The following is an 11,226-nucleotide window of genomic DNA, read 5'->3' on the forward strand; positions in this document are numbered from 1 at the left end:
GGCGCCCGGCGTTCGCCGGGGCTCGCCGCGATCATTTCTCCTGCCGTACCGCCCCCGCTTCTTCCGCTTCGTTTTCCGCACCTTCTTTCGCGCCTTCTTCCGCACCGCCTTCCGCACTGCCTTCCGCCTCCCGGTCCTTTTGCGCATCCGCCGCGCCGGCACCCAGATAGGTGCGCAGCGTGCGTTCCAGCGTCGCCAGGCCGACCGGCTTGACCATCACCGCGTTCATGCCGGCGGCCAGCGCGCGCCGGTGGTCCTCGGCCTGGCCGCTGGCGGTGCAGCCGATGATCGGCACCCGGCCCACGGTGCCGCGCCGCGCGCGCACCGCGCTGGCCAGGCCGAAGCCGTCCATCACCGGCATCATGCAGTCGCAGATCACCAGGTCCGGCGACTCCCGCAGGATGGCCCGCAGGCCCTGTGCCCCGTCCTCGGCCGTGCTGGAGGCAATGCCGAAGCGCTGCAGCTGGCGCACCAGCAGCAGGCGGTTGGGCGCGTGGTCGTCCACCACCAGGACCCGGCAGCCCGGCGGGAACGGGGCGAAGCCGCCGCGGGGCCCGGGCGGGGCCGCCAGCGCCGGCGCGGCGGCGGACACCGGCAGGTCCAGCCGCACCCTGACCCGCGTGCCGTGCCCGGGTTCGCTTTCGAGCGTGACCTGGCCGCCCATCTTGCGCACCAGGTTGTGCGAGATCGACAAGCCCAGCCCGGAGCCGCCGGTGTTGGGGCGGCCCGCGCATTCCACCTGGGCGAACGGGCGGAACAGCTTGCCCAGCGCCTCGGCCGGAATGCCGATGCCGCTGTCCTCGATGATGATCTCCAGCGCCTGCCGGCCATGGCGCACGGCCTCGCCCCGCAGCACGACGCACACGCCGCCGCGATCGGTGAAGCGGATCGCGTTGGAGACGAAATTGCCGATGACCTGCCTGATGCGCAGGATGTCCACCACGTGCACGGGCGCGACCGCCGCGCCCACCTCCAGCGCCAGCGCCAGGCCCTTGTGCGACGCCACCGGCCGGAACATCCGCACCACTTCGTGCAGGCCGTCGCGCAGGCTGGCCGCGCGCGGCTGCAGGGTGAACTGTCCGGCTTCCATCTTGGACAGGTCGAGGATGTCGTCGAGCAGCGACAGCAGCGAGGTGGCGGCGCCGTGCGCCGTGCCGAGCTGCTCGCGGTCGTGCGTGCCGCGCCGGGTCAGCACCAGTTCCAGCATGCCGAGGATGGCGTTCATCGGGGTGCGGATCTCATGGCTGATCGAAGCCAGGAAGGTGGACTTGGCGCGGCTCGCGGCTTCCGCGCGGTCCTTGGCGGCGGCCAGTTCGGCCAGCATCTGCTCGCGCTCGGTCACGTCGATCCAGCCGCCCACGATGCCGGCGGTGCCGCCGTCGGCGCGGCGCAGCTGCACCACCCAGCTGATCACGCTGCGGGTCTCGCCGTTGATCACCAGGCGGCGGTCGGCGGAGAAGGGTTGCCCGGTCCGCAGCACCTGCCGGTAGATCTCCAGGTGCTCGGCGTGGTCGAGGTCGGGCTTGAGCACGGCGTGCGCGAGCGCCGGCGCGGTGCCGCGCAGCGCGTCGCGGCCGGTGCCGAGCGCCGTCTCGTAGGCGCGGTTGCAGGTGATCATGCGCAGCGCGTCGTCGCGCAGGAAGATCGGCTGCGGGATGCCGTCCAGCACCGTGGCCTGGAACGCGAGCTGGTCCAGCAAGGCATGTTCGGCCGCGGTGCGCTGCGTCACCTGGCGCCGCAGCGACGTCACCCAGCCGAGGAACAGCGCGCTGACCACCAGCGGCACCGCCGCGCCGGCGATCAGCCAGGGCAGCAGCTGGCGCCACGCGAGCGCCGGCGCGCGGGCCTGCGTCCAGTGCGCGCGCATGGCGCCAAGATCGTCGCGCGAGATGCTGAGGATGGCCTTGTCGAGAATGGCCAGCAGCTCCGGATGCTGCCTGGCCACGCCGAGGCCGACCTCGAGCGGCATGCCGCCGGTTGCCGCGGCGATGCGCAGCCGGCCCGCATACGCGCGCTTGAGCATGTAGTCGGCCATGAAGGCGCTGGCGATGGTGGCGTCCGCCTTGCCGGCCGCCACCAGGCCGAACGCTTCCTCGTAGGTGCCGGTCTCGTGCCGGCGCACCGGGTAGCTGGCGTTCACCAGTTCCTGGATGCCGTTGAACGGCGGCCCCGCCACGACCTTGCCGGCCAGGTCGGCCACGCTCTGGATGCCGTCGTTGCCGGCCTGCGTGACCACCACCCAGTTGCCCGAGTAATACGGCGCGCTGACCGACAGGCTGCCCTGCCCGGTGGCCGGATGGTTCAGCGGCAGGACCGGCACGAGGTCCAGCGCGCCGTCGTCGAGGTCGGCGCCGGCGGCCGCGGCGGTGGTCGGCCAGTACGGCACGAAGCGCAGTCCGGTGCGCTGGCCGACCAGGCGCAGCACCTGTTCGGTCAGCCCTTCGAGCCGCTGCCCGGCGCCGAGGAACTGGAACGGCATGAGATCGCGCGACGCCAGGTAGCGCACGTCCGGGTGGCGCGCGAGCCAGGCGCTTTCGGCGGCGGAAAGGTTGAGCTTGCCGGCGATGTCGAATTCGAGCGCGGCGGGCACCCACGCGTTGTCGATCTGGTACCGCAGCGCCGCCGGCAGGCCGGCCAGCGCGCGGTCGACGATCCTGCCCAGCGCGGGGGCGGCGACGGCGAAGCGCACGCCCTCCGGCGCGAGCGGCGCGAAGTTGCGCGCGCTCAGGTCGTCGTAGTTGTACTGGTCGATCAGGTAGCCGGCCGCGGCGGCGCTGGTGACCATCACGAAGTCCGCCTTGCGCACCAGCTCGTCGAACGCGCCGAGCAGGTTGTCGAACGGCTGCAGCGGCGCGTCCGGATAGGCGCGCTCCAGCGCGGCCGGCGCGACCTCGCCGCGCAGGTAGCCGATGGCGCGCGTCGCCGTGCCGCGCGCGCCGTCGCGGCGCGACACTACCTCGACCAGGTGGTGCGCGCGGTAGGGCGCGGTGCGCGGGCCGCCGGCGTGGCCGTCCAGCGTGGTGGTGACCAGATCGACGGCGCCCGCGTCCAGCGCGCTGCGCGCCGCCTGCGGCGAGGGGTAGCGCACGATGCGCAGCGGCACGCGCAGCCGCGCGGCGAGGACGGCGAGGTAGTCGGCCGAAATCCCCCGGTATTCGCCCTCCAGGTCGACCAGGTCGAACGGCGGCAGGTAATTGCCCACCACGCCCGCGCGCAGGCTGGCGTGGGTGCGGCGCCAGGCGGCCAGTTCCGGGTCGCCCGCCAGCGGCGTGGCGGCCCAGCGCGCGGCGCCGCTGCCCTGGGCGCCGGCGGCGGCCGGCGAGGGCGCAAGCCGGAGCGGCGCGCCGGAAATCGCGCCGGAAATCGCGTCGGGGGGTGCGGCTGGTAGTGCGGCCGATGGTGCGGCCGATGGTGCGGCCGGCGGCGCGGCCAGGGCCGGCGCCGCCGGCGCGGGCAGGCACAGCGCCAGCAGCGCAACCGCGAGGCCGCCGGCCAGGCGGTGCCGGCGTGGCGGCGCGCCGGCGGCGGGGCACGGGGAAAAACAGCGGCGCATAAGGCATTCTCGTCAAAGGCAGGCGTGCCGGCAGGGGCTGGAAGAGCTGCCGGCGCCTGGGAAGAGGCCGCTGGATGGGGGCGGCAATTGTGACGAATGTAAAGGCCGTGAACACCGCCCGAATTGCGAAACGTCCGCAATGGGTGTCAGTACTTTCCGGTGCTGAGGTGCGCCGTTGCCTAAGAAGCCGTTTCGAAAAGATCCGGGCGCCGGGTGCGCTACTTCCCCTGGATCAGGCTCGCTTCATGAGGCCGAGCGAAGCAGGTCGATTAGGGATCAACGACGGCCAGCGCCCCGCGGCCCGCCTGGACGGCCTGATCACGGCGTCCCCGCCGTCCAGGCATTGTCCTGCCGGACATACCTTGTCACGCGATGCCCGGCGACGTCTTCGCTCTTCAGATCGCGTTCCGTAAAGCGGAACAGGAGCGCCGGCCCCGCCACGCACCGCGTGTCGTGAATATCGCCAGGGAGATACACCTGGGTCTGCCCGGGCCCCATCGATATCGCGTCCCTTTTCACCAGCCGGACGCTGCCGTCGGGAGCCACCGTGCGAGCATAGCTTGTCATCTCGATCTCGCCTTGCTGCACCGCGTAGATGACCCAGCTTCGGCCGTGGTCATGCGGCGGCCTGTATAGGCCGGCGTGTTCCGTGTGCGCCAGGAGCACGAACCCGTGGGTCGGGTCCCGGTGCAACTCTTTGTTCAAGGGCGCTTCCGTGTGCAGCGCCGCCAGCCATGCCTGCGTGGCAGGGGCTTCGAGCAGATTCTCCAGGTGGCGGCGGCAACCCGCGACCACTTCGGTGCTCAGCGGCCCCCAGACCGATCTGATGCCTTCGATCGACGTTTCCAAGGTATTGCGAACCATGCGTTTTCTCCGGTTTTGCCCCGACGGATACCGTCCGAGCGCGTGTCCAAAGATAGCCATGGGCCGATGATTGCGGAAGACGCAGCATTTGCACTTTACCGATGCGTATGACGCCATGTCACGATGCGCCCCATGCTATGCTCGGCGCATGTCTGGCCCCGATCTGAACCTGCTCGTTACCCTTGATGTGCTGCTCGCCGAAGGCAGTGTCGCGCGGGCTGCCCGGCGCTTGCGCCTCAGCCCGTCCGCGATGAGCCGGGCGCTGTCGCGGTTGCGCGAGACCACCGGGGACCCTCTGCTGGTCCGGGCCGGGCGGGGCCTGGTGCCTACGCCGCGCGCGCTCGAACTGCGGGAGCGGGTCAATCTCCTCGTTCAGGATGCGCAAGCCGTCCTGCGGCCGGCCGCGGCGCTCGATCTCAAGGCGCTTGCCCGGACGTTCACACTGAGGACCAGCGAGGGCTTCGTCGAAACCTTCGGGCCCGAGCTGCTTGCGCGCATCGGCGAGGAAGCGCCAGGTGTGCGGCTGCGCTTCGTGCAAAAGCCGGACAGGGAGAGTACATCGCTGCGGGATGGCACCGTAGACCTGGAGACAGGAGTCGTCGGCGATGCGACCAGTCCCGAGCTGCGCGCGCAGGCATTGTTCAGGGACCGTTTCATCGGCGCCGTGCGCATGGGACACGCGTTGTGCCATGGCGAGATCACTCCCGCGCGCTATGCGGCCGGACGGCACGTTGTCGTGTCGCGCCGCGGCCTCGAAAAAGGACCGATCGACGAAGCCTTGAAATCTCTTGGCCTGGAGAGGGAAGCCGCGACCATCGTCGGCGGTTTCTCGACCGCGCTGGCACTGGCGCGCTCCTCCGACCTGATCGCCAGTGTTCCCGAACGGCATACCGGGGGCCTGCGCGGCGGCCTGCATGGTTTTCCCCTGCCGTTCTCCGTCCCGGCAATCACTGTTTCGTTGCTCTGGCACCCGAGAATGGATGGCGACCTGGCCCATCGCTGGCTGCGCGGGTGCGTACGGGAAACCTGCACCGAACGCGGCGGCGCGCAGGGCTGACCCGCCCCTTCCATGCTCCTTTTGGCGTGACATAGGGCCTTCCTATGCCGCATCGATAGTAATTTGCAATCGCGGTATTTGTGACGATAAATTGTACAAATAGAGATCGTCCCTTCAGAATCGGGTCTTCGCTGCAACACGCGGCCATCTACCCCCCAGTCACCCAGGAGCCATACCCATGCTGCAATCCCGTGAAGGTCAACGCGTCCCCAACGTCTCGTTCCGCGTCCGCGAAAACAATGAATGGAAGACGGTGACCACCGCTGACCTGTTCGAGGGCAAGACCATCGCCCTGTTCTCGCTGCCCGGCGCGTTCACCCCGACCTGTTCGTCGACCCACCTGCCGCGCTACAACGAACTGGCTCCGGTCTTCGCCAAGCATGGCGTGGACGCGATCCTGTGCGTGTCGGTCAACGACACCTTCGTGATGAACGAATGGGCCAAGGACCAGGAATCGGAAAACATCGTGATGATCCCCGACGGCAACGGCGAGTTCACCGAAGGCATGGGCATGCTGGTCGACAAGACCGACCTGGGCTTCGGCAAGCGCAGCTGGCGCTATTCGATGCTGGTCAAGGACGGCGTGGTCGAGAAGATGTTCATCGAGCCGGAAGAGCCGGGCGACCCGTTCAAGGTCTCGGACGCCGACACCATGCTCGACTACATCGCGCCGAACGCCAAGAAGCCCGACCAGGTCGTGGTCTTCTCCAAGGTGGGCTGCTCGTTCTGCGCCAAGGCCAAGCAGATGCTGTCGGACAACGGCTACGAGTACATCGACGTGCCGCTCGAACACAAGATCCGCGGCAAGGTGCTGGGCGCCGTGTCCGGCAACATGACCGCGCCGCAGATCTTCATCAACGGCAGCCTGGTCGGCGGCGCCGAAGCGCTCGAGACCTATCTCGCGCGCTGAGCGCATCCGCACCCATGCCCGCACCGGCGGACCGGCACATGGTCCGCCACGCTTGACCGCCGCACGGGCGCGGCGCCGGCAATGCCGGCAGCCCCGCCCTAGTCGGCGGACCCGATGGCAGCGCCAGCCGCTGCCATCGGGTCCGCTGATTGAAGCAGACTCCACCAGGAAAGACATCGTCATGACCACCACGCAGAGCGAGCAGACCGTGCAGACCATCCATACCGACGTCGCCGTGATCGGTGCCGGCACCGCCGGCCTGGCCGCCTACCGCGCGGCGCGCGCGGCCGGCAAGCGCGCCGTCATCATCGAAGGCGGACCCTACGGCACCACCTGCGCCCGCGTCGGCTGCATGCCCTCCAAGCTGCTGATCGCGGCGGCCGAGGCCGCGCACGAGCTGCGCCACACCGCGCCGTTCGGCGTGCACGTGGACGGCGCGATCCGCGTCGACGGCCGCGAGGTGATGGACCGCGTCAAGCGCGAGCGCGACCGCTTCGTCGGCTTCGTGGTGCGCGGCGTCGACGGCATCCCCGCCGAAGACAAGATCCGCGGTTATGCCCGCTTCATCGACAACACCGTGCTGGACGTGGATGGCCACACCACCGTGCGCGCCAGCCGCGTGGTGATCGCCACCGGCTCCAGCCCGATGGTGCCGGCGCCGCTGAAGGTGTTCGGCGACCGCCTGGTGGTCAACGACGACGTCTTCGCCTGGGACGACCTGCCGCGCCGCGTGGCGGTGTTCGGCCCCGGCGTGATCGGCCTCGAACTGGGCCAGGCGTTGTCGCGCCTGGGCGTGCATGTGCGGGTGTTCGGCCTGCGCGGCGGTGTCGGCCCGCTTACCGACCCGGCCATCAAGGCCAATGCCGTGGCCAGCTTCCGCCAGGAGTTCTACCTCGATCCCGATGCCAGCCTGGGCGAGATGCACCGCGACGGCGACGAAGTGGTGATCGGTTTCACCGATCTCGACGGCAAGCCGGTCACCGAGCGCTTCGACTACGCGCTGGCCGCCACCGGCCGCGTGCCCAATGTGCGCAACCTGGGGCTGGAGAACAGCGGGCTCGAGCTCGACTGGCGCGGCGTGCCGGTGTTCGACCCGGCCACCCTGCAATGCGGCACGGCGCCGGTCTTCATCGCGGGCGACGCCAACGACGTGCTGCCGCTGCTGCATGAAGCCGCCGACGAAGGCAAGGCCGCCGGCGAGAACGCGGCCGCTTTCCCCGCGGTGCGTCCGCTGGCGCGCCGCGCGCCGATCGGCGTGGTGTTCTCCGACCCGCAGATCGCGATGGTGGGCCAGCGCCATGCGGACCTCGCGCCGGACAGCTTCGTCACCGGCGAGGTGAGCTTCGAGGACCAGGGCCGCAGCCGCGTGATGCTGAAGAACCGGGGGCTGATGCACGTCTATGCCGACAAGCAGAGCGGGCGCTTCCTCGGCGCCGAATGGACCGGCCCGCGCGCCGAGAACATTGCGCACCTGCTGGCCTGGGCTTATCAGCAGGCGCTTACCGTCGAGCAGATGCTGGCCATGCCGTACTACCACCCGGTGGTGGAAGAAGGCCTGCGCACCGCGCTGCGCGACGCGGCCGCGAAGCTCGCCGCCTGAGGCGGGGCGGAGTGCCCGCGCGGGTTGGCCGGCAGGCTAGCCCGCACTCACTTCGCGGTGCCGTTCCCGCCCGCGCGCGGACGGCGGCGCATGGCGCGCACGCCCTTCACATTCCTTGACGCCCTCGGCCGTTCCGGAGTAGAGGGCCGGCTGGCGCAGCGGCCGCGCGGCAGTTGCCCGTTTTGTGGGCAGTCCGATGGGGTTGGCTTGCCAGCGCCGTTTGCGGAGTTTGTCGACAGTGTTATCCACACAAAGTGTGGATAACAGGGCAAGGCGAAAATTCGGAATATGTGAAATCTTAAGGAATTGTCAAGAGCGGCAGACCAGCCGCATCGGCAATTCGCCGCCTGCATAACTGGCGCGGATCTCGTGCGCGCCGGGCGGCACGTCGAACGGCCGGGTCAGGGTGCCGGTGGTGACCACGGTGCCCTGGCGCAGCGTGATGCGGCGCTCGGCCGCATGCGCCAGCAGGGACTGCAGCGCGTCCAGCGGATAGATGGCGTCGTCGCCGGCCAGCGGCAGCGCGCGCACCTCGCCGTCGACCGCCACGCTGGCGCTGGCGCGCACCGCCTCCATGCTTGCCGGGTCGATGCGCGGGCCCAGCACCAGCGCGTGGAAGCCGACGTTGTCGCCGGCGAAGGCCGGCATGCCGACCGCGCCGCGGTCCTCATAGCGGGACAGCACCACCTCGAAGGCGACCTGGGCGCTGTCGACGAGCGCCGCCAGCGCGTCCGGCGCGAGCGCTTGCCGCTGCGGCGGCACGTCGCGCGCGAGCCGCACCGCGATCTCGAATTCGATGGTGGCCACGGCGCCCGCCGGGACCGTCACGGCGGCACCCGCTTCCAGGCAGCGCGAGGCGCCGATCTGGCCCGCCAGCGGGCGCGCCAGCCCCGCGCGCCGCATGGCGCTGGCGCTGCCCACGCCGAGCTTCCAGCCCGCCACCGGATCGCCGAGCGCGGCGATGAAGCGGTCCTGCACGTCGTAGCCCTCGGCCAGCGTGGCGGGCTTGGCGGCGGCGGGCAGGTCGCGCATTTGCGTGCCGCGGCGCCAGGCGTCGGCCAGCAGTTCGGCTGCCGCGCCGGGATTGAAGTTCGCGCTCACAGATTCTTCCTGTCGTTGATGTCGTTGATGTCGTTGCGTTGTTGTGTGGTGTGGTCCTGCCGCGCTCAGAAGCGGTGCCGCTCCGAGGTGCGCGCCACGATCGACGCGCCCGCGATCAGTTCCTTGAGCAGCGCCTGCGAGGCCAGCCCGCTGGTGCGGTAGGGGTCGAGCTCGCCGTGCGAGGAGTACTTGAGGATGGTGGCCATGTTGACCTTGCCGGTGTTGACCAGGCCCATCGCCCAGCCGGCGAACTCGCGCTCGAGGATTTCCTCGTAGTGCAGCAGCACCACGTCCTCGTGGCGCGCATCGCGCACGATCAGCTGGTACAGGCGCGAGACTTCGCTGCGCCCGCCTTCGAGCGCCTGCATGAAGATGCCGTTGCCGTAGCACAGCACGCCGGTGATGCCGTGCTTCGGGTTGTTGGCCACGCTGGTGGCGACGATGTCGTCGACCAGCGCGGGATAGGCCGGCTGGCATGCGCGGCTGGCATAGAGCAGGCGTACGAGCATGATGTCTCCCGTGGAGTGTCCGGTGTGGGTGGCGCGCGGCGTCCGGGCTAGTCCCGGTGCCGGCTCAGCAGGGTCAGGAATTCGCGGCGCAGGCTGTCGTCCTTGAGGAAGGAGCCGCGCATCACGCTGTTGGTCATCTTGGCGTCGGTATCGCGCACGCCGCGCCAGTGCATGCAGAAGTGCTCGGCCTCCATGACGATGGCCAGTCCGTCGGGACTCATCTTTTCCTGCAGCAGGTCGGCCACCTGGGTCACGGCTTCTTCCTGGATCTGCGGCCGGCACATGATCCACTCGGCCAGGCGCGCGTACTTCGACAGCCCGATCAGGTTGGAGTGCTGGTTCGGCATGACGCCCACCCACAGCTTGCCGATGATCGGGCACAGGTGGTGCGAGCACGCGCTGCGCACGCGCAGCGGGCCCACGATCATCAGCTCGTTGATGCGCTCGGCGTTGGGGAACTCGGTGACGTTGGGCTGGCTGACGTAGCGTCCCGCGAAGATTTCCTTCAGGTACATCTTGGCCACGCGGCGCGCGGTCTCGCGCGTGTTGTGGTCGCTCTCGGTGTCGATCACGAGGCTGCGCAGCACGTCTTCCATGCGCGACTGCACCTCTTCCAGCAGTTCTTCGAGTTCGCCCGGCTGGACGTAGGCGGCGATGTTGTCGTTGGCGTGGAAGCGCTCGCGCGCCGCCTGCAGGCGCGACCGTATGCGGGACGACACGCTGCCTGCCGCCTCGTCGCGTTGCGGTGGAGATGCCTGGGAGTCGGATTCCATATCGTGCGGTTGGTGAGCGAAGGTGAAGGACGGGCGGCAGCCGCGCCGGCGGGCGGGTGGCTCCGGCAAGACGATATCCTACGCCCTTCCGCGCGCCGGGGTGCGTTGCGCGCAACAGCAGGCGCAACAGCGGGCGCCGGGTGCCACGGGCAGGCGTGCAAGCAGGTGTACAGGCAGGCGGGACGTGTGACGGGCTACAGCGCGGCCTGCATCACGGTGGCGGAGGCCGGGCACGCGTCGCGCAGCGAGATCGCGTCGCGCAGCTCGGGCGGCATGCAGGCGCGCTCGATGCGCTCGAAGCCCAGCCGGGCGAAATAGCCGGCGGCGCTGGTGGTCTGCAGCACCACCGATTGCGCGCCGCGCGTGCGCGCCTCGGCCAGCATGGCGGCCACCAGCAGCTCGCCGAGCCCGGCCGAGCGCGCGCGCTCGGCCACGGCCACCGAGCGCAGCACGGCCACCTGTCCATAGTTCTCCACGCCGGCGCAGCCGAGCAGGCCCGCGTTGTCGCGCACCACGAGGAAGTTGCCGATGTGGCGGGCCACGCCGTCCAGCGGCAGGCCGCACGCCGTCAGCAGGTCCTGTACCTCCTCGCAATCCTTTTCCGTTGCATTGTGCGGGCGCATCATTGCCCTCCTGTACTTCGGGCCGTCCTCCCTATCTTAAGTTCAGACTCCTCTCATGGTGCCTAGGGAAACTTCTTAAGTAGATTCGCGTATCGCGTTTTCGGCACCTGTACGTGGCCGCACGCGGATGCCATGTGGAGCAGGCGGGGGATTGTCGGGGAGATGCGTGCGGCGTGGCCGTTGCACGCAGCTTGCGCGCGGGCCGGCGCAAGTGGAAATCCGTTACCATTCCCGGC

Annotated in this window: 9 protein-coding genes; 3 read left to right on the top strand and 6 right to left on the bottom strand. The window is 69.8% G+C overall.

Annotated features, from left to right (window positions below):
• Positions 1-31 precede the first annotated feature (31 nt).
• Both ACKI2N_RS22915 and ACKI2N_RS22920 read right to left on the bottom strand, forming a co-directional pair.
• Positions 32-3,553: an ATP-binding protein gene (locus ACKI2N_RS22915; RefSeq protein ID WP_420993043.1), complete on the bottom strand. Its 3,522-nt coding sequence runs from the start codon at positions 3,551-3,553 to the stop codon at positions 32-34.
• A 318-nt stretch (positions 3,554-3,871) separates the two neighbouring features.
• A complete protein-coding gene (locus ACKI2N_RS22920) occupies positions 3,872-4,417 on the bottom strand; it encodes a hypothetical protein (RefSeq protein ID WP_420993044.1) in 546 nt (181 codons plus the stop codon).
• A gap of 148 nt (positions 4,418-4,565) precedes the next feature.
• On the opposite strand from ACKI2N_RS22920, the gene ACKI2N_RS22925 reads away from it, so the two are divergent.
• From ACKI2N_RS22925 to ACKI2N_RS22935, 3 genes are all read left to right on the top strand, one after another.
• Entirely contained in the window at positions 4,566-5,474 is a 909-nt protein-coding gene (locus tag ACKI2N_RS22925; RefSeq protein ID WP_420993045.1) for a LysR family transcriptional regulator, read from the top strand.
• Positions 5,475-5,652: 178 nt separating this feature from the next.
• Entirely contained in the window at positions 5,653-6,384 is a 732-nt protein-coding gene (locus ACKI2N_RS22930; protein WP_420993046.1) for a glutathione peroxidase, read from the top strand.
• Positions 6,385-6,592: 208 nt separating this feature from the next.
• Positions 6,593-7,984, top strand: coding sequence for a dihydrolipoyl dehydrogenase (locus tag ACKI2N_RS22935; protein ID WP_420993191.1), 1,392 nt, complete (start codon positions 6,593-6,595; stop codon positions 7,982-7,984).
• Between the two features lie 309 nt (positions 7,985-8,293).
• Here ACKI2N_RS22935 and ACKI2N_RS22940 read toward each other — a convergent pair whose 3' ends face one another.
• The 4 genes from ACKI2N_RS22940 to arsN2 all read right to left on the bottom strand — a co-directional run bounded on the left by ACKI2N_RS22940 (position 8,294) and on the right by arsN2 (position 10,993).
• Positions 8,294-9,085, bottom strand: a complete 792-nt coding sequence (locus ACKI2N_RS22940) for a fumarylacetoacetate hydrolase family protein (protein WP_420993047.1) — start codon at positions 9,083-9,085, stop codon at positions 8,294-8,296.
• Positions 9,086-9,150: 65 nt separating this feature from the next.
• Entirely contained in the window at positions 9,151-9,594 is a 444-nt protein-coding gene (locus ACKI2N_RS22945; protein WP_420993048.1) for a BLUF domain-containing protein, read from the bottom strand.
• Between the two features lie 47 nt (positions 9,595-9,641).
• Positions 9,642-10,367, bottom strand: a complete 726-nt coding sequence (gene folE / locus ACKI2N_RS22950) for a GTP cyclohydrolase I (protein ID WP_420993049.1) — start codon at positions 10,365-10,367, stop codon at positions 9,642-9,644.
• Positions 10,368-10,561: 194 nt separating this feature from the next.
• Positions 10,562-10,993 carry an arsenic resistance N-acetyltransferase ArsN2 gene (gene arsN2 / locus ACKI2N_RS22955; protein ID WP_420993050.1) on the bottom strand — a complete coding sequence of 144 codons (432 nt, stop codon included), beginning with the start codon at positions 10,991-10,993 and terminating at the stop codon, positions 10,562-10,564.
• Positions 10,994-11,226 lie beyond the last annotated feature (233 nt).

Source organism: Cupriavidus sp. 30B13, from assembly GCF_049059565.2.
Lineage (GTDB): Bacteria > Pseudomonadota > Gammaproteobacteria > Burkholderiales > Burkholderiaceae > Cupriavidus.

Coding starts and splice junctions, on each gene's coding strand:
- ACKI2N_RS22925 (WP_420993045.1), top strand. CDS start 4,566: ATGTCTGGCCCCGATCTGAACCTGCTCGTTACCCTTGATGTGCTGCTC.
- ACKI2N_RS22945 (WP_420993048.1), bottom strand. CDS start 9,594: ATGCTCGTACGCCTGCTCTATGCCAGCCGCGCATGCCAGCCGGCCTAT.
- folE (WP_420993049.1), bottom strand. CDS start 10,367: ATGGAATCCGACTCCCAGGCATCTCCACCGCAACGCGACGAGGCGGCA.
- ACKI2N_RS22920 (WP_420993044.1), bottom strand. CDS start 4,417: ATGGTTCGCAATACCTTGGAAACGTCGATCGAAGGCATCAGATCGGTC.
- arsN2 (WP_420993050.1), bottom strand. CDS start 10,993: ATGATGCGCCCGCACAATGCAACGGAAAAGGATTGCGAGGAGGTACAG.
- ACKI2N_RS22930 (WP_420993046.1), top strand. CDS start 5,653: ATGCTGCAATCCCGTGAAGGTCAACGCGTCCCCAACGTCTCGTTCCGC.
- ACKI2N_RS22915 (WP_420993043.1), bottom strand. CDS start 3,553: ATGCGCCGCTGTTTTTCCCCGTGCCCCGCCGCCGGCGCGCCGCCACGC.